Origin of the sequence: Gilliamella sp. M0320 (assembly GCF_016101635.1) — a bacterium.
Classification (GTDB): Bacteria; Pseudomonadota; Gammaproteobacteria; order Enterobacterales; family Orbaceae; genus Gilliamella; species Gilliamella apis.
Map to the genome: position 1 here is coordinate 1 of NZ_JACFQD010000002.1, position 26208 is coordinate 26208.

Genomic DNA, 26208 nt, shown 5'->3' on the forward strand with positions numbered 1-26208 from the left:
TAAAGTATTTAAAAATCAATATGTTGTAAAATGGCTCAAAAAAAGGGTTTTTAATAGTAAAATTGCGCTTTGCCTTTTTGCCAACAACATTTATAGTATATCGGATTCTAGTTCACTACCGTGTAGGTAGTTTAGAAACATTCGATGCGAGATGCTCTTTGCTCATTTTTGTTCACTACCGTGTAGGTAGTTTAGAAATCGAGTTACAACTCCTCAAATTGCAGAACACGGTTCACTGCCGTGTAGGCGGTTTTTTTATGCCTGTCATTCGACCACTCAGCAGATGAAGTAACCAAACTCTTACAAAGAGCTAAAATTATCATTGATGTACAAAAAAGCAACGATAAGCTAGGTAAAAATTGTAGGTAAGGATTATTTTAAAGATGATTATGAGAATGGAAATTTGTCTCAATATTGAGTGACCTTGTTTGTTGATTATGAAGCTAAAAATGATTTTGGTGTTGATTTAAAAAACACTTCAATATGTTATTTTTATTCTATTTTAATAAGAAATGATTATTTTATGTTCCCAGATTTTGATAAAATGGCGATCTCAAATAAAATATATAGTTATATTGATTTAATGACATCAATAGAACATTTTCATTCTTCTTTATTTGATATTGGAAAAATAAGTATTGTCGATAAAATATCGTACCAGATTGATAAAAATAATTTCCTCTATTATGAGAATGATTGAATTAATAACTTTTATTGCACTTGGCTAACAAATTTTATACTATCTATCAAAATTATTTATAGGAGAATGGGGTGAAAAAATTATTATTATTAACGTGTTTAGGTTTTGTTTTCTCAGGTTGTAGTGTTCATCATCAATTTAATGATAGGTTGTCTTATCAATCATTAAAGCAAATAAAATCAGAGATACATATTACTAAAAAACAAAGCTTAGATATTACATGGATCCCTAGTGATTTTACGTCACGAATTGATATACAAGGGGCCTCAGGATTGGTTGGTGGTGGGACTCGTACTAGAATTCCGATTGGAATAGGTCTTTCATCAAGAATTGAAGAAGCAATTAGCACGTACGCAGATTTAAATTCTGGCGGTAGAAAGTTAACATTAATAGTTAATAATGCTAAAACAAAATTCACTTATGGAGTAACGAATATTGATAGTGCGAGCGTAATTTTAAATGTAACATTTGAATTATCAGGCAATAGATGGACTAAAGAATTTTCTACTAAACAGAATGATAGCGGAGTAAAAGATGCAAAAGTTACTTCGGTTATTGAGTATGCGTGGGATCAGATAGCTTTAGACGTGGCTAGAGAAATAGCTACACACTTATAATCAAACCCTCTAAAAGGGTTTTATAACATGTTCCCTATATGCATAGTGATAAACCGGATCCGATATTATTGAGAAATAAAACCAATCCGAGTTCCCTATACATAAAGGGATAAAAATAAAAAAATATTACAAACTGCCTAAGTGTTAGTTTAGAAAGTTAGCGGTGATAATGATATCGTCTGTGACTAGTTCACCGCCGCATAGTTAGTCAAAAAATTCTGTTGAAACACTTTATTAAAAATGTCTAACTCATGATTTAGGCATTTGTCACTTTTTGACTGCTGCAAAATGGTGAAATTGGCATTTAAAAATTTGAGGAAAAGGGTTTTTAATCACCGCAAATTTAGCGAAAAAATTAAATGTTAATTCGGAAAAACAAAATTGTAACTTAAACTTGAACGCTTTAGCAGATCGCTATATTATACGCGCCTTAAAATTCATCAATCAGCCTGATACTGAAAGAGTCCCAATGTTAATTAATGCCAAAGATATTCTCGAAAAATTAAATCCACATAATAAAGTAAATTATGATTCAGTTTTGCAAGAGGTGATTGCTGATTGGCAGTTGGCGTCGGCTCGGCCAAAATTGTTGATTCATAGTTGCTGTGCCCCGTGTAGTACTTATGTACTGGAGTATTTGGCGCAGTATGCCGATATTACGATTTATTTTGCTAATTCCAATATTCACCCGCGCGTGGAATATGAATATCGCAGTAAGGTTCAGCAGAAGTTTATTGCCGACTTTAATCAAAAAACCGGCAACAATGTACAGTTTTTAGAAGCCCCGTATCAACCAGCAGAATTTATTAAAAAGGTCGAGCATCTACGTGATGCACCAGAAGGTGGTGAACGTTGTCATCTTTGTTATAAGATGCGCTTAGATTTGGCAGCGATTAAAGCACAAGAGTTAGGTTTTGATTATTTCGCTAGTGCTTTAACGCTAAGTCCGAAAAAGAATAGTCAAAAAATTAACCAACTTGGTTTTGAAATTCAAGAGCTTTTTTCGGTAAATTATCTGCCTTCTGATTTTAAGAAGAATAATGGTTATAAGCGTTCTATCGAACTTTGTAAGGAGTACGATGTTTATCGTCAATGCTATTGCGGTTGTATTTTTGCTGCAAAAGCACAAGGGATCGATTTAAAGAATGTTATTGCTACGGCTAAGCAAGGACTGACAAAAGCTTAACCTTAAACATATTAGAGGGTTTTATGTTTAAACCCTTCTAACTGTTTTCCTAGCCAAAAAATATCCAAAAATGTCATTTTTCAAACAAATAGATTAAAAATTTGAAAGATTTCGCTATAATAATCCCACAATAAAAATATAGTTATTTAATAATATTTGTGACCCTTTTATAGGTAAGTCTAATTTTGCAAATGTGAGTTTGTTTATGCCAAAAATGTATAGACTTGGATTGGATGTCGGTTCTACTACTGCAAAATGTGTCGTGCTTGATGAGCAAGATAATTTTGTTTATACCAATTATGTTCGCCATAATACCCATATTGTTCCTACAGTTTTATCACTATTAGATGAAATTAAACAACAATTGGGTGAAGAGATTGTATTATCGGTCAAGGTGACTGGTTCTGCTGGGATGGGGATTTCGGAAAAAGCCGATATCGCCTTTATTCAAGAGGTAGTTGCCGCATCGGAAGTGGTGCAGCGCAAATATCCAGAGGTTAGAACTTTAATCGATATTGGCGGGGAAGATAGTAAGATGATCTTCTTTTTCCCTGATCGTCCGCCTGATATTCGAATGAATGGTAGTTGTGCTGGAGGCACAGGGGCATTTATCGATCAGATGGCGACCTTGCTTAATACCCCAGTGCAGGAGTTTGATCTGCTGGCAACTCAACATGATAAAGTCTATCCGATTGCTTCACGTTGTGGTGTATTTGCTAAGACTGATGTGCAAAATTTAATTAGCCGTAATGTATCAAAAGCGAATATTGCCTATTCAGTTTTACATGCCGTCTGTATTCAATTGGTCAATACGTTAGCTCGTGGTTATGATATTGTACCGAAAGTAATGTTGATTGGTGGTCCGTTTTCGTTTATTCCAACGTTAGGCAAGGCCGCGTTAGAGACACTAAAGTTAAATGAAGATCAGATAGTTACCACTGAGCATCCTACTTTGTTGTCTGCTTGGGGCGCAGCGATTCATGCTATTGAACGTAGTCAACTTACACTCACTGAATTTATTGATAGATTAAATGCCTCAACCAAGATTCAAGTCAATCAGTCTTTTAGGTTAAAACCGCTCTTTAATCAAGCTTTGTCTTTTGATGATTGGCAACAAAAACGCAAATATATTCAAATCCCTCGTCTAGCTTTAACTGCTTATCAAAAGCAGAAAGCGTATTTGGGCATTGATAGTGGTTCAACTACCACTAAAATTACCTTAATTAGTGAGGATGACGAGCTACTTTTTACTTATTATGCGCCGAATAATGGCCACTCAATTACCGCATTAATTAAAGGTTTAACAGTATTAAAAGATGAGATTGCTGCATCAGGTAAAGAGATTATTATTGCTCGCACTGGCGTTACTGGTTATGGTGAGGAACTGCTAAAAGCCGCTTTTGCCATCGATGATGGTTTAGTTGAGACGATGGCGCATTTTGCTGCCGCTAAACATATCGATCCTAAGGTCAGTTTTATCATGGATATTGGTGGCCAAGATATGAAAGCCATCTTTATTGCTAATGGCGTGGTAAATCATATTGAGTTAAACGAAGCATGTTCTTCTGGCTGTGGTTCATTTATTGAGACTTTCGCAAAATCCCTTAATTCCAATACCATCGATTTTGCTGATGCAGCATGTAAGTCTAATAATCCTTGTGATTTAGGTACCCGTTGCACGGTTTTTATGAACTCAAAAGTGAAACAAGCACTGCGTGAAAACGCAACAATGGGCGATATTTCTGCCGGGCTGGCTTTTTCGGTGATTAAAAATGCCATTCATAAGGTACTGAAATTACATGATATGCGCAAATTAGGCGATCATATTGTGGTGCAAGGCGGGACGTTTAAAAATCCTGCGGTGTTTCGTGCCCTAGAGCAGTTAACCGGCGCACAGATTGCTAGCTCCAATATTCCTGAACTGATGGGGGCTTATGGCGCAGCGTTAGTGGCGAAAAATCACTATCAGCAAGAGCAAACTCCATCACAATTTATTGGTTTAGATAATCTACAAAAGGCTGAAGATAATAAAGCGAAACCATCACGCTGTAAGGGGTGTGAAAATAAATGCGATATTATGATTTATCGTTTTGCCAATGGGCAGCGTTATTATTCGGGTAATAAATGTGAACGCTTTTTGAGTAATAATCAATATCAAGATAAAAATGCATTTAATATGTTTGATTATAAAAATGCGTTGTTATTTGATCGAACCAATATCCATAATGCTCAAGCTAAGCTTAATGTCGGTATTCCTCGGGTGTTAGGACAATATGAAAACTTCCCATTCTGGCACACGTTGTTAACCAATAGTGGTATTAATGTAACGTTATCACCATACTCGACGCATGAGATTTATGAAAAGGGCGCAGGTACAGTAATGTCGGATAGTATCTGTTTTCCTGCCAAATTAGTTCATGGGCATATTATGGAGCTGATTGAGCAAAAGGTTGATCGTATTTTTATGCCGATGGTGGTGTTTGAATCTGATCAGTTTACTAATGCAGTTAATAGCTATAACTGTCCAATTGTCAGTAGCTATGCTGAGGTGGTGAATAGTGCTATCAATCCTAGTCAAAAATATGACGTGCCACTGGATTATCCAGTAATCAATTTTAGTAATCAAAAATTGTTGAAAAAGGGCTGTATTAATTATTTAACTTCGCTTGGTATTGCAGAAAAGATAGCTAATCAAGCATTTTCTGATGCATTAGCGGCTCAAGCTGAATATAAGAAATCGCTGTATAATAAAGCGGTTGAAGTACTAAATAATGCTAAACAAACGGGGCGTTATGTATTTATTTTGGCAGGTCGTCCTTATCATAGTGATAGTTTAATTAATCATAAAACACCAGAGATTTTAAATGCGCTTGGTTGCGATGTAATAACCGAAGATTCAGTGTTAGGTGCGATCAGTCAATTATCGCCCGAACTACAAATTTGCTCACAATGGAGTTATCCAAATCGCTTATATGCAGCAGCTAGTTTTGTTGCTGAACAACCAAAAAATATTCAGTTTGTACAACTTAATTCGTTTGGTTGTGGGCCTGATGCGATTGTCACCGATGAGTGTAAGGCGATTTTAGAGTCGAAAGGTAAGACATGTACAATAATTCGAGTCGATGAGATCACCGCAACAGGTTCGGTGCGTTTGCGTTTACGTTCGATTATTGAGTCAATCCGTATGAATCACCAACAACCGTTAAAAGTTGTTGAGCGTAAAAAGACGGCTATTTTTGCTAAACAAGATAAACAGAGAAGGACTATTTTAGCACCTTATATCTCCGATTTTTATTCACCATTATTACCACCGATTTTTGAGTTGTCAGGTTATAAACTTGAAACCTTGCCAAAACCAGATAAAAGTTCGGTTGAGTGGGGACTTAAATACTGTAATAACGAGATATGCTATCCAGCGACCATTATTGTTGGTGATATTATTAAAGCGCTTAATTCGGGTAAATATCAACGTGATGAAGTGGCTATAGGCATTACTCAAACGGGTGGACAGTGTCGAGCGAGTAGTTATCTTTCTTTGATTAAGAAAGCAATGATTAGTAATGGTTTTGAAGATATTCCTATCGTGTCGCTCAGTACCGGTAATATTAATGAAATTGAGCAACCAGGTTTTAGAATTAATTGGCTAAAAACTTTACCAACGACGTTTTTTGCGATGTTATTTACTGATTCGATTTCGAAGATGTTTTACTCGATTGCGCCTAGAGCCAAATTTAAGCAACAAGCTAACCAAGCGAAAGATCTTTATATTAGAAAATTACAACAACTTATTAATCAACATAAAGGCAAAAAGGCGATCTTTGCGCTGTTGAAAGAGGCGGTTGATCATTTTAATCAAATCGAGACATTGAATAAAGATTGCCCACAAATTGGTATTGTTGGTGAAATTTATGTTAAATATAACAGTTTTGGTAATCAACATAGTGTTGATTGGCTAGTCGATCAGGGTATTGAACCTGTTATTCCGCCAATGATTGAATTTTTTGCGCAATGTTTTGTTAACTATGATAGTAATGTCGATAATTATATTGTTAACAAGAGTTTTGTCGCTTATTTTGTGCACTTTTTTGAAAAGGTGGCACAAAAGTATATTGATAAAACTAATCAGATTTTATCTGGCTTTAAACATTATCAACCATTTCATAATATTCGTGATATGGCGAAAAAAGCAGAGGAAATTTTGAATTTGGCCAATCAATATGGCGAGGGTTGGTTAATTCCTGCTGGTATTATGACCTTTGCTGAGCATGGCATCAATAATGTTATTAGTTTGCAACCGTTTGGCTGTATTGCTAATCATGTTGTTTCTAAAGGGGTTGAGAAGCGGATGCGCGATCTTAATCCAAAACTGAATCTGCTCTATTTGGATTTTGATGATGGTGCAGGTGAGGTCAATGTACTTAACCGTTTGCATTTTATGGTAAGTTCATTAAAGTATGCTCAACTACAACGAATTGTATAATTACCTATTAAGGGACGATCTGTGTTTTCTATTTATCAATTAAAATCTCGCTTTCAAGCATTGCTTCGTCCTTATGTGAATTCGCTTTATTATTCACGAATAACTGCTAATCAAGTCACGTTAGCTGCTTGTGCTGGGTCGATATTGGTTGCTTTAGTAGTTGGCTTTTTTGCCGATCATCAATGGCTATTTTTGTTAATACCCATATGGATGTTTATCCGGATGGCTCTTAATGCTATTGATGGTATGTTAGCCAGAGAATTTCGTCAGAAATCCAATTTAGGTGCCTATTTAAATGAGATTTGTGATGTGATTTCCGATTGTGCTCTGCTGTTAATCTTTACTCAAATAAATCAAGTCAATACCAATTTAATGATATCAGTGATCTTGTTATCATTTCTAACCGAATACGCGGGTGTACTCGGTGTGATGATTGGTAGCTCTCGACGTTATGATGGACCTATGGGGAAAAGCGATCGAGCTTTAGCTTTTAGCCTAATTAGTTTAGGCATTGCAACCTATCTATTGCCGCTTGAATGGCTAAATGTTCTATTGTGGCTTATCGCCTTTTTGTTACTTATTACGGTGATTAATAGAGTGAGAAAAGGATTGCAAGAAGCGAAAAATAATAAGGAATAATTAATGCGCGAACAGCAGCAAAACACATTTATTAGTCATGATGGCTGTCAATTATTTTATCGTTATTGGCCAGCAGTCGATAGTGATACTAAAACAGCTTCAAAAGCAATTGTACTTTTTCATCGTGGCCATGAACATTCTGGACGCATTGCCCATTTAGCAGAAGAGCTGGAATTACCTGATTTCCATATTTTCGCTTGGGATGCGCGAGGAAATGGCCAATCTGATGGTCAACGTGGTGATGCGGTAAATTTTGCTACTCTGATAAAAGATGCCAACTGTTTTATAGAGCATATCATTAAAGAATATGCGATTGATATGCAAGATATTGCTATTATCGCTCAAAGTGTTGGCGCGGTAATTGCTGCTGGTTGGGTACATGATTATGTACCGAATATTCGCGCTTTAGTTTTAGGTGCTCCAGCTTTTAGCGTTAAATTATATGTGCCATTAGCGGTGCCTGGACTTAAGTTGTTATATAACTTGAAGGGCAATTTCTTTGTAAATAGTTATGTTAAACCAAATTTACTAACCCATGATGGCAGTCGAGCAGATTCTTTTAATAAAGATCCTTTAATTACTAAACCTATTTCGGTGAGATTACTGCTTGATTTGTATGCGGTAGCGGATCGAATTGTTAAGGATGCCAATGCTATCACTGTCCCTACACAGTTATTAGTTTCTGGTTGTGATTTTGTAGTGCGACGCAAACCTCAACAGGCGTTTTATGATAATTTAGGAACCAATCAAAAAGAGTTTCATATCCTACCAAAATTTTATCATGACACCTTTGGTGAGAAAGATCGTTATATGGCAATTGATAGAGCAAGGCGATTTATTCAAGGCTGTTTTGCGAATCAACCCGATGTTCCAACGTTAACCAATGCCGATCGGGTCGGTTATACTCGATCTGAATCCGATAAGTTAGCTTTACCGCCTTCTGGTTGGCTTAAACCATGGTATTGGAAGTTAGTTAAAGCGACCTTGAAATATGCGAGTAATCTGTCGGATGGAATTAAACTAGGCTTTGAAACCGGTTTTGATTCCGGTAGTACACTTGATTATGTCTATCGAAATGAACCGTCTGGCACTTCAAAATTCGGGCAATTCTTTGATTATCTCTATTTACAATCTATTGGTTGGCGAGGGATTCGGCAACGAAAAATTCATCTTGAACAACTCTTAAAGCAAGCTATTGAACAGTTACAACAACAATTTACTGAAGTAAATATTGTTGATATAGCCGCAGGGCATGGTCGATATATTTTAGAAACCATTAATCAAATAGCCCATAAACCCAATTCGGTTTTATTACGCGATTATAGTGATATTAATATCCGTGATGGACAAGCACTAATTGCGCAACAAGGTTTAAGCGATATCGTTCGTTTTGAAAAAGGCGATGCTTTTAGTCGTGACGAACTTTCACAATTATCACCGCAGCCTAATTTAGCGGTAGTATCAGGATTGTATGAATTATTTGGCGATAATCAACTGTTACAGCAATCTTTAGCTGGCTTGGCTGATGTAATTCCACAAGGTGGCTATTTACTTTATACCAATCAACCTTGGCATCCGCAATTAGAATTTATTGCTAGAGCGTTAACTTCACATCGAGAAGGGCAACCGTGGATTATGCGACGCCGAACACAGATCGAGATGGATCAGTTAGTTGCCGAAGCAGGTTTTAGTAAAGTGACCATGTTAGTAGACCAGTGGGGGATTTTTACCGTATCACTGGCACAACGAACTTGGCATTGATTATGTTAAAACTGTTTAGCCGACTTAATGTCTATAAATGTGTATGGTTAGCCGGTTTGTCGTTGTTCTTTTTTGCTAGTTACAATTTTGCTAACTGGTTAACTTCGCAACGTCAAGGTGTGCCAAGTCTATTTTTTAGTTGGGAATATTCTATTCCACTTTGGTCATGGACGATTGTGCCTTATTGGTCTATCGATCTGATGTATGGATTAGCTATTCTGTTAACATCTTCTTGGCAATCCCTGAAAACTCTTGGTTTGCGACTGTTAACCGCGCAAGTAATTTGTATTATTTGCTTCTTACTTTTTCCGCTTAAATTCTATTTTGACCGGCCTGCTTTGGACGGATTTTTTGGTTTGCTGTTTGATATTTTAATGGGTTTTGATAAACCGTTTAATCAAGCGCCTTCATTACATATCACGTTATTAGTGATTTTGTGGCAATTTTATGCGCAATATTTTCGGGGGATTGGGCGTTATCTTTTACATATTTGGTGTTTGTTAATTGCACTTTCGGTTTTAACCACTTGGCAGCATCATTTTTTTGATATTCCAACTGGATTATGGGTAGGGTGTTTTTCTATTTGGCTATGGCCAGATAATATGACGACGCCATTAAAACATCGTCCATTAACTAAAAATTATACTTGGGCGATGTTTTATTTTGGTTTATGCCTACTGTCACTCACTATAGCTATTTATGTTTCTGGCTGGGCACTCTGGTTGTTATGGTTGGCTGGTGCCTGGTTATTGATTGCCGCTAATTATTTATTGTTTGGCGCATCTGGTTTGCAAAAACAGCAAAATGGTCATTTTAAGTTAGCTGTTTATCTGCTCTATTGGCCATTTTTTGCTATTATGTGGCTCAATTCAAGGTTATGGACAATTAAACATCCAACTGATGATTTGGTTATTGATAAAGTCTATTTAGGTCGCATTCCATCCTCAAAATCGCTAAATCAAAATCATTTCATATCGGTTGTCGATCTTTGTGCCGAGTTGCCAATTGGATGTTTTGACGGTAACTATAAGCTTATTCCGGTTTTAGATATGACGCCCTTATCACAACAAGAGTGTCAGCAGGCTGCACAAACTATCGAACATTATCGACAGCAGGGTAAACTATTAGTCTGTTGCGCTTTAGGTTATTCGAGGAGTGCAACTGCAGTTATTGCATGGTTATTGTGGACTAAAAGAGCTAACACGTTGCAACAGGCGATAGGAATAGTAAAAGGACAGCGGAATTCAATTGTGATTTCTAGCCAGCAACAACTGATTTTATCCAATTGGCTGGCTAACTTTAAAGATGAGACATTGATATGTTGAGTAGCAATAATAGTTCGCAAAATAGTGTAACTAAAATAGATTTAGTAACGTTTTGTTGTTTTTTATCGATAAGTAAACAGATTGATTTTTTTTCGATGCTATTAACCATATTAGCTGCTATTGTTGCTTTGATTCATGTTTCGCTGACATCATTAACTATCTGTTGTTTAATCATTTTTATTCTCGGTTTAATAAGTAAGTATTATGCAATAAGGATAGATTTTGATAGAAAATTGTTTGTATATTTATCTGAGCATGTTGATCATTTGCCAGAAGAGCTGTTAGCTATGGATAAAGCATTAGTCAATTTGCAATTAATCAAGCCTAGTCAATTTACCTCAAGAACCATTGTAGATCGCCAAAAAGGGATTTTATCCTTGTTTAAAAAGCAGATAATTCTATTTTTGTTACAAAATTGTTTAATCGTTTTTATGGTGATTAATGCTATTATCACAAGTTAATAGATTAGAACTACAGCAATATAAGGAGCGCTGAGATGTCCCATTTCCAATATGATACGTTATTATTATTTTTGGGCATCGGCTTGTTTTTGTTAGTGGCAACAATTATTGGTCAATTGTTAAAATATCGTCTTACATCACCTAATAGTGTTATCGATAATTTAAATACTCGCATCAATGCGTGGTGGGTAATGGTTGCCATTATTGGTGTCGCGTTTTGGTTTGGACAACTGGCAGTAATTTTTTTGTTTTTTGTTATTTCAGCTTTGGCATTGCGAGAGTTTCTTATTTTAACTCCTATCAATCGCTATGACTATTTCGCCCTAATCTTTGCTTTTGCAGTTGCTTTACCTGTGCAATATATTTTGGTTGCCTTAGCATGGTATGGTCTATTTAGTATCTTTATTCCAGTTTATGCTTTTTTGTTTCTGGCGATATTTGCCACAATAACTGGTTCAACCGCTAATTTTTTGGCTAGAATAGCCGATGTGCAATGGGGATTGATGATTACGGTTTATTGTATTTCGTGTGTACCGGCGTTATTAGTGTTGGATATCGAAAATTACCAAGGCCGTAATCTATTACTCATTGCTTATTTAGTGTTAATCGTTCAGTTATCTGACGTGTTGCAGTACGTATTTGGTAAATTGTTTGGTAAACATAAAATTAGCCCAAATGTATCACCATCAAAGACGATTGAAGGCTTTATTGGTGGCGTTTTATCTGCTAGTTTTATTGGTGCCTGTATGTGTTGGATCACTCCGTTTACTTTTGTACAATCAGGACTTATTTCTTTAATGATCACTTTGTTAGGATTTATGGGGGGTCTAGTTATGTCGGCTATTAAACGTGATCGCGGGGTAAAAGATTGGGGCAAACTAATAGGTGGTCACGGTGGAATACTTGATCGTTTTGATTCTATTTGCTTTGCCGCGCCGATATTTTTTCATATCGTGAGGTATTTTTGGCTAGAATAGTTTTATGTGATGAAAAATATTATTAAAACTGAAATATAATCAAATAATTTCAAAAATTGATGCTAAAAAAGAGCAAAAAAAGTTAATTTATGATATAAATACATGCATTGTATTAACGTTAGATATATGTAAGGACTATAATATGTTAAAAGAGCAAATGGTAGTAAAAAATGCAACTGGTTTACATGCACGACCAGTAACAACTCTGGTTAAATTAGCTGGCCGTTATAAATCATCAATTGAACTTGTTTATAACGATAAAACCATTAAATTAAAAAGCATGATGGGTTTACTTGGTGCTGGCGTTAAAGGTGGTTCAACTGTTGAAATCATCTGTGATGGTGAAGATGAACAAGCAGCAATGGATGAAATCCGTGAATTATTTGCTACAGGCTTTGGTGAATAATTTTAAGCGATTTTAATTTAGCTTATTTTATTTACTGAGAAATGAAAATTCCGTCGACCTTGGTCGACGGAACTGTTTTAAAAGGGCATTAACTAAATACTTTTAAGTAGACCTAATAGATTACTAATCTTTGATGATTGAATCCAATTCTGTATGATCAATAGAAGGTAATGATTTGGTAAAACATCGAGTTAGATAAAGTAAATAACAAAATCCAATTGCTAACCAAATTAAACCTACCGTCATCGCTGTCGCTTCAAGACTGGTCCATAGCCATAACGAAAGTGATACGCCAATTGCTGGCAATAATCCATATTTTAAAAGCATTGGTACTGTTTTTTCCATACCACTTAGGTAGCTTTTGATTACGCATAGATTAACGAAGGTAAAGGCTACTAAGGCGCCAAAACTGATCATCGAAACGACTAAGCTTAAATCAAGTACCAAAGAGAGTAGGGAAAAACAGGAAACAAAAATAATTGATAAATAAGGTGTTCGAAAACGTGGATGAATTTTATAGAAGATCTGTTTTGGTAACACACCTTCACGTCCCATCGCATAAAAGATTCGTGACACACTAGTTTGTGCGGTCATTGTAGAGGCAAATACACCTGTCAAATAAGCGGTTTGGAAGAAATTATACATAAAATCATTTCCGTATTTGCCAAGTATATTGGTTAGATGACTTATGCTATCAACTCTACGCATTACATCTAAACTGGCGGTATCTTTATTATCAATAAAATCTGTCCATTGTGGGTAAGCTAAATGCGCACAATATGAGACAACTAAAAATATACAACCAGCAATCAATACGGTGCCGATAATTGCTCTTGGTAAGGTTTTTTTCGCATCATTGGATTCTTCTGCTAATGTTGCTATGGCATCAAAACCTAAGAAGGCAAGACATAATATGGCAGCTCCAGAAAATAAACCACTAAAATCATCGGTTGTGACTGATATTGGTTTTAACATTGTTTCCGGTGTTAAATGAACATTTGTCAATGTTAAAATAATAAACAATACGATGAATAATGCTTGAAAGAAGTTCAAAGTAATATTGGCCCAGTTAATTAACTTGATTCCAAGGTAATTTAATACACTTACACCAATAATCGATGCCAATACATATATATAAGCCGGAATACTATCATAGAGTTCATGTAGATAGATGCCTAAAACCAAGTAATTTAATATTGGTAAAAATAGGTAATCAAGAATTTGTGCCCAACCAACTAGGAAACCTGCTTTTCCACCAAAAGTTCGTTGTACATAGGTATACGCCGAACCAGCAATAGGTAATTTATTTGCCATTCGACAATAACTCAATGCTGTGAAAAAGATCATGGCGAGGGTGATGATATAGGCTATAGGTAAGTGTCCATTACTGACAACGGTAACTTCCCCATAAGTGGTAAAGATCCCTAAAGGAACCATATAAGCTAAACCAAATGCAATCAATGCAGGTGTGGTTAAAACTCGTTTCATTTTTATTGCGGACATGATTTAATTTGCTCCTCTGTCCCAAAAAACAATAAAAAACTACTAAGTATAGTTTTGCCTTTTTACCCGCTTAAAGCGGCAGGGAATTCTCCCACATTATTATAATTATGCAAGCTAATTTTTAGTAAAGATCATAAGTCCGCATAATTTGTGAGCTTTTCCTAAATAAAAATTCAAAACAATAGGTTCAATAGTGTATTACTAGGTTGGATTGGCAAATTTATTAGTTGATTAGTTAATTATCCGATTTTATATAAAAAAATTATATTTTTACCTAAAAATCATGTATAAAGATTGTACGGAGTAAAGTGATTAATTAGGAGGATATATTATGGAACCAATTCCTGTTTTACCTGTTGAATTAACAAGTGATGTTATTACGCATAAGTCATCGGTGATTAAATTGATGGCTGAAAAAAGTGAAGTTTATTTAACCGACGTAAATAAATTTTCTGCTGATGTTATGCAACATGAGCAAGAGATGGAAACTGATGTTTTGCCTGATATTGCATTACCACATTCAAAAAGTAGTGCTGTAAAAACGCCATTTATTGTCGTGGCAAAATATAATCAAGGGGTAATTTGGAATAATGAAAACAAAGTAAAGTTGATTGTGATGATTGGCGCTCCACAAAATGCGAATAAGGAGCATTTGGCAATTATTGCCAAATTGGCGTCTAAATTAGCTGATGACGATTTTATTGAACTTCTATTAAATAGTGATATTCAAACTGTAGCAGAAAAAATTCGAGGTTTATATGAGTAAAGAATCGATAAAAAATAAAAAGATTGTTGCTATTTGTGCCTGTACTGCCGGTATGGCCCATACTTATATTGCTAAACAAAAAATTGAAAACGAAGCTAAAAAGCGTGGCTGGGATTGTAAAGTTGAAACCCAAGGTGCAGCTGGAATTGATAATATATTGACTGAGCAAGATCTGAAAAGTGCTGATGTAATTTTATTAGCGACAGATATTTCAATCGATAATGCTGAAAGGCTCGAGCCTTTTAAAAATGTGATTAAGGTTAGTACTGGTGAAGCGGTTAAAAATACAGCTAGTATTTTTAATAATGCCGAAGCCTTATCATCCAAAAAAGAAGTAAAGGAGAGTATTGGTAAAGAAATATTTAGATCGTTAAATACTGGTATTAGTAAATTTTTACCTGTCATCATTGCTTCCGGTATTCTTTTTTCAATTGTGTTAATGACTGGGCATGTGACTGGTGACACCATTCTACCTAGTAATCAATTCTTTGCCGATTTGCAACAAGTGGCTTTTTACGGCTTTGCAATGATGGTACCAGTGCTTGCGGCGTATATGGCTTACTCTATTGGTGGTAATGCCGCCTTGGCACCAGCGTTTATTATGGGCTATGTAGTAAATAATCCAATTGGCAGTAATCATGTATCTACCGGTTTTATTGGTGCAATGATTTTTGGTGTCCTTATTGGTTATTTTGTTAAATGGTTCAAAACTGTTAAGGTCCATCCGGTTATTGCTTCGGTTATGCCTGTGATGATCATTCCAACTGTGACATTATTGATCATGGCCCCTATCTATATTTATGGTTTGTCATATCCGCTCGATTGGTTTGTAAAAGCAATGGTGGAAACCTTAAAAGGTATGTCAGAAGTTAACGCAGCATTTTTAGGTATAGGAATCGGTGTGCTGGCTGCGCTTGATATGGGTGGACCTTGTAGTAAAGCAGCCACGGCCTTTACGTTAGCCGCTATGGCGGAAGGTGTTTATGGTCCTAATGGTGTGTTCCGTATGTGCTGTGCAATTCCTCCTTTAGGATTAGCAATATCCTCTTTATTGGTATCACGTTCTAAATATACCAAAGAAGAAAAAGAGTTTGGTATCACTGCATTCTTTTTATCGTTAGCTGGTATTACCGAAGGCGCGATACCATTCGCCGCTAAAGATCCCAAACGGGTTATTCTTGCTATCGTTGTAGGTACAGCCGTTGCGGGTATGCTAGGTATGATTAATGGTATTGATTCTTTAGTTGCATTTGGTGGTTTAGTTGCACTTGGTGGTGTAACCAAAGGTGCAATGTGGTATGTGATTGATATGTTTATCGGAGCGTTTATTATTGCTGCGATTTTACACTTTACTCGAAAACCAGCAGTTGAAGGTGATGTTGTTGTTGATGCTGACTAGTAATAAAAAACTACCCCGATCCATTGGCGGGGTAGTGAATTTGTTTAAGGTTTATTAGGCTTGTTGATAAACCGTTTTGCCACCAACAATTGTGGTTAGTACTTTGACGTTTTGTATATCTGTTGCCGGAATGGTAAAAGGATTACGATCTAAAATAATTACATCAGCAAACTTACCTTTCTCAATAGATCCGATATAGTCATCTTGTTTTAAAACATAAGCAGCACCAATGGTCGCACAGCGTAGTACTTCAAGTGCCGTTAAATTGCGGTCGCTGTTTAAACGTGGATGTTCAGCATCAATCTGTCTAGTCATAGCTATTTGGAAATCATACCATTCATTAAGTGGATCAATTGGCCAATCACTACCAAAAGCACAAGTTACTCCCGCGTCAATATATTGACCATGAGCTTCTAAACCATTATACCGTTCAGCACCAAACAGAGTTTGGTATTGTTCAACCATTGCCGAGCTACAGCCAGCCCATTGGAATGAGAATACCACACTGGTTTTTAATTGTTTATAACGGTCAAATTGATGCATCGCACTAAGTTCATTATGAGCCGTGCTTGGTCGAATATCCGCATTGGGTAGTGCTTTACGCATTTTTTCAATCGCATTAAGCACCACTTCAATGGCGCCTTCGCCAACGGTGTGCATGTGCGGGTGAAAACCTGCCCGTGATGATTCTAAAATTAATGCATCAAGCATTTCTATTGAATAATAGAGGTCACCATAGCGATCTTTTTCATTTTCTAATTGATAAGGTTGTAATAAACGAGCGGTCATTAGTGGCGCTTGCATTACACCATCGACAAATAATTTGGTATGAGATACTTTAATTCCTGGTTTTGGTTGCCAGTTTTTGTCATTATAACGCTCAGCAAATTGTTTAACACGATCAATAACAGCTGGGATATCTTCAATGCTACCAACATCATCAGGTGGTAATTCTCGAGCACCAAATAATCGGATTGACAGTTGATCTTGTTGTTGTAATTTTAGAAATGCATCGGCTTGGGTTTCTGTTATCCGCGCATCCATTACTGCTGTTACACCTTGCTTATTTAATTCTTCTTGTGATAATTTAGCAATGTTTACTGCTTGTTCGTCGGTAAGTTTGGAAATACTGTCAAATGCACGCATTGCAGGGGCATCTTCTAATATACCGTTTAAATCACCATCCTCAGTACGCCCAATTTTGCCATCAGATGGTTCAGGTGTATTTCGATCAAGGCCAAATTTTTCTAAAGCAATGCTGTTGGCAACTAGGGTATGACAGTCATTTGAAAATAGAATGATAGGACGCTGAGTATTAAGTTTATCTAGATCGAATCGAGTAATATCTGTACCAATTGGTAAAACTTCTTGGCGTAACCAGCCTCGAACTTGTAACCAACTATTACTATTGTGAACGGAATCATTGTCTAAATATTGTTGAATGATGGCTAATGTATCATCTACAGTTAAACTCTGGTAATTTAGATTACATGAGGATAATTGCATGCCGCCCCAAAATGTATGTAAGTGGGCATCAATAATCCCTGGTATCATGGTTTTACCTTGTAGATCATAGATTACCGTATAATTATCAACATATTGACTGTTATTTATCTCTTGCGTGCTGCCGGTTGCCATAATATAGCCATTTTGAATTGCAATCGCTTCACAAACCGTATCGTGTTGGTCAGCAGTGTAGATGTAACCATTAATATAAATAACATCGGCTTTTGCCATTATTTTTGATTCCTTAAAAAAGATCTAAAGTTAAGGGTGAACGATAGCAGATTTATAAAAAATTTGTCAAATGCAATAATTTTCTTTATTGTGTGTCAAGATTATGTTACAACTAACATATTTAGTTACAGCGTCACAAGGTGAACCGATGAAATACCAGCAGTTAGAAAACCTTGAATGCGGTTGGAAGTGGCACTATTTAGTAAAAAGGCATTTGGAAGGGGAGCTTATCACTCGTTATATTGAGAAGAGTGCAGCAGAGCAAGCCGTAAATGAATTATTGTTATTGGAACACAAACCAACTGCGGTTATTGATTGGATTAAGCTGCATTTAAATCCAGATTTAGATAATCGCATGAAGCAAACCATTCGAGCACGACGAAAACGACATTTTAATGCCGAACAGCAAAATACACGTAAAAAGTCTATTGATTTGGAATTTCTTGTCTGGCAACGATTGGCTAATTTAGCTAAGCGCCGAGGATGTACGTTGTCACAAACAATTACGCAACTAATTGAAGATGCTGAGCAAAAAGAGCAATATGCTAGTAAAGTATCGACAATTAAAGATGATTTACTGTCATTACTCGATGATAATCTAGACGGTAAATAACTTAAACTACAGGATAAATAGGTTTAATTATGGGAAAATCCCTTGTTATTGTGGAATCACCAGCCAAAGCAAAAACGATTAATAAATATCTTGGCAAAGATTTCGTAGTTAAATCAAGTGTCGGACATATTCGCGATCTGCCAGTGAGTGGTAGTAGTCAACGCACTGAAAAAATAAGTAAAGATAAAGCCGAGAAAAAAGTTAAACGATCGGAAAAACAAGTGTTAGTCGATCGTATGAGCGTTGATCCTTACAATGGCTGGCAAGCGCATTATGAAATTTTACCTGGTAAAGAACGAGTGGTTGCCGAACTTAAAAAGTTAGCCAAAGATGCCGATATGATTTATCTGGCAACCGACTTGGATAGAGAAGGGGAAGCTATCGCGTGGCATCTAAAAGATGTTATTGGTGGTGATGATAATAAGTACCGGCGCGTCGTATTTAACGAGATCACCAAAACGGCGATTAAAAATGCTTTTAATCATCCAGCTATGTTGGATATGGATCGGGTTAATGCTCAACAAGCAAGACGATTTATGGATCGTGTGGTTGGCTTTATGCTATCACCACTACTTTGGAAAAAAGTCGCGCGTGGCTTATCAGCTGGTCGTGTTCAATCAGTTGCGGTGCGTCTAGTGGTTGAACGTGAGCGAGAAATTCATGCATTTATTCCTGAAGAGTACTGGGATCTTTATGCTGATTTAAAAACCGCTCATCAAGAGCAATTAACTATGCAAGTAACGCATTATAAAAATGATGCGTTTGAACCTAAGGATCGTGTTGCTATTGATATTGCTTTGGATGAATTGAATAAAAGCCAATATCAAGTTACTAATATTGAAGAAAAACCGACTAAAAGCAATCCAACTGCGCCGTTTATTACTTCAACTTTGCAACAAGCGGCAAGTACTCGTTTAGGTTTTGGTGTTAAAAAGACGATGATGTTAGCGCAACGCCTATATGAAGCTGGTTATATTACTTATATGCGTACCGACTCGACTAATTTGAGTCAGGATGCGTTAACTATGGTTCGGGACTACATTGGACAAAACTTCGGCGAGAAGTATTTGCCTAAATCCGCTAACGTTTATAGCAGTAAGAAAAATTCGCAAGAGGCGCATGAGGCAATTCGTCCATCGGACGTGAACATTCTAGCGGATAGTCTTGGCGATGTTGAGGTAGATGCGGCTAAATTATATCAGTTAATTTGGCGTCAATTTGTGGCTTGCCAAATGACATCAGCCGAATATAACTCAACAACTATTACAGTTAAAGCGGGTGATTTTACCTTAAAAGCTAAAGGTCGTACCTTACGTTTCGATGGTTGGACAAAAGTGCAACCACAATTAACTAAAAATAATGAAGATAAGCTGTTGCCAGCAGTATCTATGCAAGATATGTTGGAATTAATTGGCTTAGATCCTAATCAACACTTTACTAAGCCTCCTGCTCGTTACAACGAAGCGTCATTAGTTAAGGAACTTGAAAAACGGGAGATTGGTCGTCCTTCGACTTATGCAACGATTATCTCAACTATTCAAGATCGTGGTTATGTACGATTAGATAATCGCCGTTTTTATGCGGAAAAAATTGGCGAAATTGTCACAGATCGTTTAAGTGAAAATTTCAATGACTTAATGAGTTACGATTTTACTGCTCGCATGGAACATGCACTTGATGAGATTGCCAATAAAAAACAAGAATGGCGCGAAGTTTTAGATCAATTTTTTGATGATTTCAGCCAACATTTGACCATTGCAGAACAAGATCCTGATCACGGAGGAATGCAATTAAATCCACTCGTTTTAACACCGGAAATTAAATGCCCTAACTGTGGCCGTGAAATGGGTATTAAAACTGCCGGCACTGGTGTATTTTTAGCCTGTTCGGGTTATGCATTACCTCCTAAAGAGCGTTGTAAGCAAACAATTAACTTAATTCCAGAATATGAAACATTAAATATTTTGGAAGAGGCAGAGACAGCCGAAACTGACGCGCTAAGAGCACTTAAACGTTGTCCTAAATGTCATACGGCTATGGATAGTTATTTGCTGGATAATGAGCGTAAATTACATATTTGTGGTAATAATCCAATCTGTGATGGTTCGTTGGTTGAAAAAGGCACATTTAAGGTAAAAAGCTATGAAGGTCCAATCATTGAATGTGAAAAATGTGGATCAGAAATGCATCTTAAATCAGGCCGTTTTGGACTTTATATGGGATGTACCAATCAAGATTGTAAAAATACTCGTAAGATCTTAAAAAATGGTGATGTAGCGCCACCTAAAGAAGATCCTGTTGATCTGCCTGAGTTAAAATGTACTAAGTCAGATGCACATTTTGTATTACGTGATGGTGCTTCAGGTATCTTTTTAGCTGCACATAATTTTCCGAAATCAAGAGAAACTCGTGCACCACTAATTGAAGAACTACAACGTTTTAAAGATCGTTTACCGGAAAAATTTATTTATTTAACGCAAGCGCCGAGTCAAGATCCAGAAGGTAATCCAGCTATTGTGCGATTTAGCCGTAAAAGTAAACAGCAGTATGTTACTTCGGAAGTCAATGGCAAATCGACTGGCTGGGTAATGCAATACGTTGATGGTAAGTGGGTTAATAGTAAAAAATAGGTAAGAACACCTGATGATTTTATTTAAAATCGCTTAGGGTAAGGAATCGTTTTAGTATAAAAAGCTGTTTTTTGTTTGTGCTAAAGTGTGAAAGGAATTACCTTACGATTTCCCTCTTTTTGACTTTTTATATAGTTTTAAAAAGAGGGAAAGGTATACAGTTAAAGGAGCCTTTGTCATGAAGTTGCAACAACTGCGTTATATTGTTGAAGTCGTTAATAACGATCTAAATGTGTCACTTACCTCTGAAAAACTGTATACCTCGCAACCAGGGATCAGTAAGCAGATTAAATTATTGGAAGATGAGCTCAATGTACAAATCTTTACCCGAGTAGGTAAACATCTTTCCGAAGTTACGCCAGTTGGTGAGCAAATTATTGCTTTAGCCCGTGAGATTTTAAATAAAGCACAAGATATTAAAATTATTGCTAAAGAATTTAGCCAGCCTAATCAAGGTTCATTAACCATTACAACAACCTATACTCAAGCTCGTTATACTTTACCAATTGTTATTCAGCAATTTATGCAACAGTATCCTAGTATAACACTTCATATGGAGCAAGGATCATCGCCGCAATGTCTCTTACAAGCGCAAACAGGGCAGGCTGATTTTGCTATCGTTACTGATTTATCTGAACTTAGCGATGATATGATTGCTATACCTTGCTATCATTGGAACCAAGCGGTGATTGTAATGAAAGATCATCCATTAGCTAAAAGTAGTTTAATTACTATCGAAGAATTGTCTAAATATCCTTTAGTCAGTTATGACTTTTCTAATGATGGGTCTGATTTGAATCAAGCTTTTATTAAAGCCAATCAAATTCCTAATATTGTTTTTAGTACCACTGATGCGGAACTGATTAAGACTTATGTTAAGTTAGGGGTAGGTGTTGGCATTGTCGCTAAAATGGCGGTTAATGAAAGATCTGATAGTGATTTTGTGGTACTTAATGCTGGGCATATATTTCCATATAGTACCACTTATATTGCCTTTGCTCGTTCGCTATTTCTACGCAATTATATGTATGATTTTATTAATCAGTTTTCGGCACATTTAAATAGGCAAACAGTTGATAGACTTATCTTATGTGAAAATAATGTGGCAGTACAGGCTATGTTTAATGGGATCAAGTTACCAGTTAGGTAGTAGGAATATCTTTTGCTTATCAATTTTAAACACCAAGCACAATAGATTGTGCTTGGTGACTAATGTTATTTATGTCTAGCTTTTAAAATAGCAATGACATCTTGCATTGATAGATTTTGATCTTGTAGTAAGACCAATAAGTGATAAATTAAATCAGCTGATTCATTTTTTAACTCTTCTTTGTCGTGTACTGTAGCTGCAAGTGCAGTTTCAACACCTTCTTCGCCCACTTTTTGGGCAATACGCTTGGTACCATCATGGTAGAGTTTTGCCGTATAAGATGATTTAGGATCAGCATTTTTACGAGCACCAAGTAATTGTTCTAAATCGTATAAAAAGCCCCATTCAGTTTGGTTATTGTTAAAACAGCTATTTGTTCCAGTATGGCAAGTAGGGCCAATTGGATTAACTAAAATCAGTAGGGTATCATTATCACAATCGGTCGAGATACTTACCACATTTAAAAAGTTACCTGATGTTTCACCTTTGGTCCATAAGCGTTGTTTGGTACGCGAATAGAAGGTTACTTTGCCACTCGTTTGTGTCTGAGTTAATGCCTCTTGATTCATATAGCCAAGCATAAGCACTTCACCAGAAACATAGTGTTGTATGATAACCGGCATTAAATTATCAACTTTTTGCCAATCAAGCTGTTTAAGGTCTATTTGCATTTGGGAATGTTGAGTTAACATAATCGGGTTTCTACTCCATGTTGAGCTAAATATTGTTTAAGTTCACCAATATTAATTATTTGTTTGTGAAAGACGGAAGCGGCTAAAGCACCATCAACATTAGCCTCTTGAAAAGCTTGCAAAAAATGCTCCATAGTACCAGCGCCACCAGAGGCAATCAGTGGTACATGACAAACTTCTCGAATCCTTTTAAGTTGTTTTAGATCGTAACCGTTGCGAACGCCATCTTGGTTCATCATATTTAGCACTATTTCACCGGCACCGCGTTTTTGTACTTCTTGCACCCAATCAATCGTATTCCATTTGGTTGCCACTGTGCGTTTTTCATCGCCAGTGAATTGATAAACGTGGTAACTTTCTGAATCTTTATCATACCAAGTATCAATCCCCACCACGATACACTGCACCCCGTAACAATCAGCTAACTCAGTAATTAAACTCGGATTAGCTAAGGCCGGAGAGTTAATTGAAATTTTATCCGCACCATAAGTGAGAATTCTTGCTGCATCTTCAACCGTTTTTATCCCACCAGCGACACAAAATGGAATATCTATTACTTCAGCGACTTTTGCCACCCAACTTTTGTCTACTACCCGACCGTCAGATGAAGCAGTGATATCATAGAACACTAATTCGTCGGCCCCTTCTTCGGCATAGCGTTTGGCTAATGGTACAATATCACCAATGATTTCATGATTACGAAATTGTACTCCTTTTACAACTTGTCCATCACGGACATCCAAACAAGGTATTATCCTTTTTGCCAACATGAAATTGCCTCCTGAACTGTAAATTTACCTTCTAATAATGCTCTACCAACAATAACACCGGCAACACCACTATCTTTTAATGCTTTCACATCATCTATTTGGCCAATACCGCCAGAAGCTTGCAACGCAATTTGTGGATATTTTTGGCTGATCTCTTGATATAGTTTTACATTAGAGCCACTTAGCGTTCCATCTTTGGAAATATCTGTACATAGTACATGTTTCAAGCCATAGGGTAGATAATCATCAATAACTTGTTCCAATGTCTGTTTAGAATCCTCTTGCCAACCATGAATAGCGACGTTTTTGTTACCTTGTTGGTCAATACGAACATCTAAGGCTAATACCAATGATTCAGGGCCATAATTATCAAACCATTTTTTTACCAAATCAGGTTGTTTAATAGCGGTAGAGCCAATAACTACTCGGGTGGCACCTGCGGATAATAATGCTTTAACATCTTCTTCGGTCCGAATTCCACCACCAATTTGTACCGGGACTTGTACGCCGTTAATCAGTGATTTTATTAATGAGATTTGTCGCGCTTGTGGATCTTTAGCGCCAGTTAAATCAACCAGATGTAGTTGTTTTGCACCTTGTTTTTGATAATCTTGTAGGCGAATTAAAGGATCCTTGCCATAATCGCGTTTTTGCTCATAATCACCTTGATGTAACCGCACCACAGTACCATCAATTAAGTCAAGCGCGGGAATAATAATAGGGTAAACTGCCATTTTTACATCTCCAAAAAGTTCTTGAGCAATTTTGCACCGGCTGAGCCAGAACGCTCGGGATGAAATTGCACACCGTAAAAGTTGTCTTTTTGCACGGCAGCGGTAAAGCTTTCGCCGTAATTGGTTTCTGCGATAGTTGATGAGCATAATGGTAAGGCGTATCCATGTACAAAGTAAAAGTAAGCACCATCAGGAATATCTCGAAATAGATGATGTCCAGCTTTTGGGGTGACTTGATTCCAGCCCATATGTGGTAGTGGTAATCCACAATCAGGAATTTGTACTACTTTTTCGTGAATAATACCTAAGGTATCGACATGACCTTCATTACTATAATCAGCTAAAAGTTGCATACCGAGGCAGATACCTAATACTGGTTGAGTACAGACTTTGATAAGCTTAATTAAATTACGTTCTTCTAATTTTTGCATTGCAGCTGACGCTGATCCCACTCCAGGTAACAAGAGTTTGTCAGATTCAAGCACAGTATCAGGATCAAGGCTAATGATTGGATTATAGCCTAATCTCTGTATTGCATATTTGACTGAGGAAAGATTAGCACAGCCAGTATCTAGAATGACAATTTTCATCTATAACACTCCTTTCGAGCTAGGTAATCTGTCACTTTCAATTTTAATCGCTTGTTTAAGTGTACGCGCAAAAGCTTTAAATAAGCTTTCGATACGATGGTGGTCATTATCACCAGTTGTTTCAATATGTAAAGTAATTGCCATCGCATAACTTAGAGAATAGAAAAAATGTTCAACCATTTGTGTACTCATATCGCCAACTTTCGGATCACTGAATTGCGCCGAAAACTTGAGGTAAGGTCGACCTGAAATATCCATTGCACATTTTGCTAAACACTCATCCATTGGAATAACTGATGCATAACGAGTGATACCTCGTTTATCGCCAAGTGCTTTTTTTAGTGCTTCGCCTAAGGCAAGACCAGTATCTTCAATAGTGTGGTGATCATCTATATGTAAATCGCCTTCTACTTGAATGTTTAATTTGATACCGCCATGAGTGGCGATTTGGTCAAGCATGTGATCAAAAAAACCAATGCCGGTATTAATTTGACTGCCACCTTGTCTATCTAACCAAACTTCAACTAAAATTTTGGTTTCTTTGGTATTTCGTTCAACTTTAGCATAACGATCTGCTGTGGTTAAACGTTGGGCTATTTCATTCCAATTAAGTGATTCTGGATTATATTGTAATCCGTTTATTTGCATATTTTCAGCAAGTTGCATATCTGTGACCCTGTCACCGATTACATAACTATTTTGTTTATCTAACTTACCACTGGTTAAATAAGGTAGAACTAAAGTGATTTTCGGCTTACGACACTCACAATTATCTTGAGGAAAATGAGGGCAGATCAGTACATCTTCAAAGTTAACACCTTGTGATTCGAATATTTGCATCATTAAATTATGCGGTCCATCAAAATCAGCTTGCGGATAACTACTGGTTCCTAATCCATCTTGATTGGTAACCATAACTAATTTGTAACCAGCTGCTTGTAGTTTTAGTAGTGCTGGGATCACATTAGGTTCAAATGCAAGTTTTGCAAAACTATCAACTTGAAAATCGATAGGCGGTTCAACTATCAATGTTCCATCACGATCGATAAATAAATATTTTTGTAACATACTT

22 protein-coding genes are annotated in these 26208 nt (G+C 36.6%); 15 read left to right on the forward strand and 7 right to left on the reverse strand.

Annotated features, from left to right (window positions below):
* The first annotated feature begins 418 nt into the window (after window positions 1-418).
* The 10 genes from H3T83_RS02540 (at window position 419) to H3T83_RS02585 (ending at window position 12552) form a co-directional block, all read left to right on the forward strand.
* Window positions 419-700, forward strand: coding sequence for a hypothetical protein (locus tag H3T83_RS02540; protein WP_065578648.1), 282 nt, complete (start codon window positions 419-421; stop codon window positions 698-700).
* 71 nt (window positions 701-771) lie between these two features.
* The gene (locus H3T83_RS02545; protein ID WP_198191968.1) at window positions 772-1317 is read left to right on the forward strand and encodes a hypothetical protein; all 546 of its coding nucleotides are present in this window, start codon (window positions 772-774) and stop codon (window positions 1315-1317) included.
* Window positions 1318-1786: 469 nt separating this feature from the next.
* The gene (locus tag H3T83_RS02550; RefSeq protein ID WP_370527999.1) at window positions 1787-2503 is read left to right on the forward strand and encodes an epoxyqueuosine reductase QueH; all 717 of its coding nucleotides are present in this window, start codon (window positions 1787-1789) and stop codon (window positions 2501-2503) included.
* Window positions 2504-2708: 205 nt separating this feature from the next.
* The gene (locus tag H3T83_RS02555; RefSeq protein WP_198215000.1) at window positions 2709-6983 is read left to right on the forward strand and encodes an acyl-CoA dehydratase activase-related protein; all 4275 of its coding nucleotides are present in this window, start codon (window positions 2709-2711) and stop codon (window positions 6981-6983) included.
* Between the two features lie 21 nt (window positions 6984-7004).
* Window positions 7005-7622 carry a CDP-alcohol phosphatidyltransferase family protein gene (locus tag H3T83_RS02560; protein WP_198215001.1) on the forward strand — a complete coding sequence of 206 codons (618 nt, stop codon included), beginning with the start codon at window positions 7005-7007 and terminating at the stop codon, window positions 7620-7622.
* A 3-nt stretch (window positions 7623-7625) separates the two neighbouring features.
* Window positions 7626-9383 (forward strand): bifunctional alpha/beta hydrolase/class I SAM-dependent methyltransferase, encoded by a 1758-nt coding sequence (locus H3T83_RS02565; RefSeq protein ID WP_198215002.1) that lies wholly within the window; start codon window positions 7626-7628, stop codon window positions 9381-9383.
* Between the two features lie 2 nt (window positions 9384-9385).
* Window positions 9386-10708 (forward strand): phosphatase PAP2/dual specificity phosphatase family protein, encoded by a 1323-nt coding sequence (locus H3T83_RS02570; RefSeq protein WP_198215003.1) that lies wholly within the window; start codon window positions 9386-9388, stop codon window positions 10706-10708.
* Window positions 10702-11169, forward strand: a complete 468-nt coding sequence (locus tag H3T83_RS02575; protein WP_110453353.1) for a hypothetical protein — start codon at window positions 10702-10704, stop codon at window positions 11167-11169. The genes H3T83_RS02570 and H3T83_RS02575 overlap by 7 nt, the downstream gene beginning before the upstream one ends.
* A gap of 35 nt (window positions 11170-11204) precedes the next feature.
* Entirely contained in the window at window positions 11205-12146 is a 942-nt protein-coding gene (locus H3T83_RS02580) for a phosphatidate cytidylyltransferase (protein WP_198215004.1), read from the forward strand.
* Window positions 12147-12288: 142 nt separating this feature from the next.
* The gene (locus H3T83_RS02585; protein WP_065578657.1) at window positions 12289-12552 is read left to right on the forward strand and encodes an HPr family phosphocarrier protein; all 264 of its coding nucleotides are present in this window, start codon (window positions 12289-12291) and stop codon (window positions 12550-12552) included.
* A gap of 123 nt (window positions 12553-12675) precedes the next feature.
* Here the strand turns inward: H3T83_RS02585 and H3T83_RS02590 are convergent, their stop codons facing one another.
* The gene (locus H3T83_RS02590) at window positions 12676-14055 is read right to left on the reverse strand and encodes an APC family permease (RefSeq protein ID WP_198215005.1); all 1380 of its coding nucleotides are present in this window, start codon (window positions 14053-14055) and stop codon (window positions 12676-12678) included.
* A 331-nt stretch (window positions 14056-14386) separates the two neighbouring features.
* On the opposite strand from H3T83_RS02590, the gene H3T83_RS02595 reads away from it, so the two are divergent.
* On the forward strand, window positions 14387-14821 hold the full coding sequence (locus H3T83_RS02595) for a PTS sugar transporter subunit IIA (RefSeq protein WP_198215006.1): 435 nt from the start codon (window positions 14387-14389) through the stop codon (window positions 14819-14821).
* The gene (locus tag H3T83_RS02600; RefSeq protein ID WP_065651046.1) at window positions 14814-16220 is read left to right on the forward strand and encodes a PTS fructose transporter subunit IIC; all 1407 of its coding nucleotides are present in this window, start codon (window positions 14814-14816) and stop codon (window positions 16218-16220) included. Before H3T83_RS02595 ends, H3T83_RS02600 begins: the two co-directional genes overlap by 8 nt.
* 54 nt (window positions 16221-16274) lie before the next feature.
* On the opposite strand, the gene H3T83_RS02605 is transcribed toward H3T83_RS02600, so the two are convergent.
* Entirely contained in the window at window positions 16275-17957 is a 1683-nt protein-coding gene (locus tag H3T83_RS02605) for an amidohydrolase (RefSeq protein ID WP_198215007.1), read from the reverse strand.
* A gap of 148 nt (window positions 17958-18105) precedes the next feature.
* Here H3T83_RS02605 and matP point away from each other — a divergent pair, with 148 nt between their 5' ends.
* The 3 genes from matP to cysB all read left to right on the forward strand — a co-directional run bounded on the left by matP (window position 18106) and on the right by cysB (window position 22350).
* The gene (matP, locus tag H3T83_RS02610; protein ID WP_198215008.1) at window positions 18106-18570 is read left to right on the forward strand and encodes a macrodomain Ter protein MatP; all 465 of its coding nucleotides are present in this window, start codon (window positions 18106-18108) and stop codon (window positions 18568-18570) included.
* A gap of 29 nt (window positions 18571-18599) precedes the next feature.
* Complete coding sequence (gene topA, locus H3T83_RS02615; RefSeq protein WP_198215009.1) at window positions 18600-21200, forward strand: type I DNA topoisomerase; 2601 nt, start codon at window positions 18600-18602, stop codon at window positions 21198-21200.
* 178 nt (window positions 21201-21378) lie between these two features.
* Window positions 21379-22350 (forward strand): HTH-type transcriptional regulator CysB, encoded by a 972-nt coding sequence (gene cysB / locus H3T83_RS02620; RefSeq protein WP_198215012.1) that lies wholly within the window; start codon window positions 21379-21381, stop codon window positions 22348-22350.
* A gap of 65 nt (window positions 22351-22415) precedes the next feature.
* On the opposite strand, the gene hisIE is transcribed toward cysB, so the two are convergent.
* The 5 genes from hisIE to hisB are packed head-to-tail and all read right to left on the reverse strand — an operon-like array spanning window position 22416 to window position 26204.
* A complete protein-coding gene (hisIE, locus tag H3T83_RS02625; protein WP_198215014.1) occupies window positions 22416-23042 on the reverse strand; it encodes a bifunctional phosphoribosyl-AMP cyclohydrolase/phosphoribosyl-ATP diphosphatase HisIE in 627 nt (208 codons plus the stop codon).
* On the reverse strand, window positions 23036-23812 hold the full coding sequence (gene hisF / locus H3T83_RS02630; RefSeq protein WP_198215016.1) for an imidazole glycerol phosphate synthase subunit HisF: 777 nt from the start codon (window positions 23810-23812) through the stop codon (window positions 23036-23038). The genes hisIE and hisF overlap by 7 nt, the downstream gene beginning before the upstream one ends.
* Window positions 23794-24531 (reverse strand): 1-(5-phosphoribosyl)-5-[(5-phosphoribosylamino)methylideneamino]imidazole-4-carboxamide isomerase, encoded by a 738-nt coding sequence (gene hisA, locus H3T83_RS02635; RefSeq protein WP_198192114.1) that lies wholly within the window; start codon window positions 24529-24531, stop codon window positions 23794-23796. The genes hisF and hisA overlap by 19 nt, the downstream gene beginning before the upstream one ends.
* 17 nt (window positions 24532-24548) lie before the next feature.
* The gene (hisH, locus tag H3T83_RS02640) at window positions 24549-25136 is read right to left on the reverse strand and encodes an imidazole glycerol phosphate synthase subunit HisH (protein ID WP_198215017.1); all 588 of its coding nucleotides are present in this window, start codon (window positions 25134-25136) and stop codon (window positions 24549-24551) included.
* Window positions 25137-26204 carry a bifunctional histidinol-phosphatase/imidazoleglycerol-phosphate dehydratase HisB gene (gene hisB, locus H3T83_RS02645; RefSeq protein WP_198215018.1) on the reverse strand — a complete coding sequence of 356 codons (1068 nt, stop codon included), beginning with the start codon at window positions 26202-26204 and terminating at the stop codon, window positions 25137-25139. It abuts the gene before it with no gap.
* Window positions 26205-26208: the final 4 nt, after the last annotated feature.

Coding starts and splice junctions, on each gene's coding strand:
- H3T83_RS02550 (WP_370527999.1), top strand. CDS start 1,787: ATGTTAATTAATGCCAAAGATATTCTCGAAAAATTAAATCCACATAAT.
- H3T83_RS02555 (WP_198215000.1), top strand. CDS start 2,709: ATGCCAAAAATGTATAGACTTGGATTGGATGTCGGTTCTACTACTGCA.
- H3T83_RS02565 (WP_198215002.1), top strand. CDS start 7,626: ATGCGCGAACAGCAGCAAAACACATTTATTAGTCATGATGGCTGTCAA.
- H3T83_RS02570 (WP_198215003.1), top strand. CDS start 9,386: ATGTTAAAACTGTTTAGCCGACTTAATGTCTATAAATGTGTATGGTTA.
- H3T83_RS02575 (WP_110453353.1), top strand. CDS start 10,702: ATGTTGAGTAGCAATAATAGTTCGCAAAATAGTGTAACTAAAATAGAT.
- H3T83_RS02580 (WP_198215004.1), top strand. CDS start 11,205: ATGTCCCATTTCCAATATGATACGTTATTATTATTTTTGGGCATCGGC.
- H3T83_RS02585 (WP_065578657.1), top strand. CDS start 12,289: ATGTTAAAAGAGCAAATGGTAGTAAAAAATGCAACTGGTTTACATGCA.
- H3T83_RS02590 (WP_198215005.1), bottom strand. CDS start 14,055: ATGTCCGCAATAAAAATGAAACGAGTTTTAACCACACCTGCATTGATT.
- H3T83_RS02595 (WP_198215006.1), top strand. CDS start 14,387: ATGGAACCAATTCCTGTTTTACCTGTTGAATTAACAAGTGATGTTATT.
- H3T83_RS02600 (WP_065651046.1), top strand. CDS start 14,814: ATGAGTAAAGAATCGATAAAAAATAAAAAGATTGTTGCTATTTGTGCC.
- H3T83_RS02605 (WP_198215007.1), bottom strand. CDS start 17,957: ATGGCAAAAGCCGATGTTATTTATATTAATGGTTACATCTACACTGCT.
- matP (WP_198215008.1), top strand. CDS start 18,106: ATGAAATACCAGCAGTTAGAAAACCTTGAATGCGGTTGGAAGTGGCAC.
- topA (WP_198215009.1), top strand. CDS start 18,600: ATGGGAAAATCCCTTGTTATTGTGGAATCACCAGCCAAAGCAAAAACG.
- cysB (WP_198215012.1), top strand. CDS start 21,379: ATGAAGTTGCAACAACTGCGTTATATTGTTGAAGTCGTTAATAACGAT.
- hisIE (WP_198215014.1), bottom strand. CDS start 23,042: ATGTTAACTCAACATTCCCAAATGCAAATAGACCTTAAACAGCTTGAT.
- hisF (WP_198215016.1), bottom strand. CDS start 23,812: ATGTTGGCAAAAAGGATAATACCTTGTTTGGATGTCCGTGATGGACAA.
- hisH (WP_198215017.1), bottom strand. CDS start 25,136: ATGAAAATTGTCATTCTAGATACTGGCTGTGCTAATCTTTCCTCAGTC.
- hisB (WP_198215018.1), bottom strand. CDS start 26,204: ATGTTACAAAAATATTTATTTATCGATCGTGATGGAACATTGATAGTT.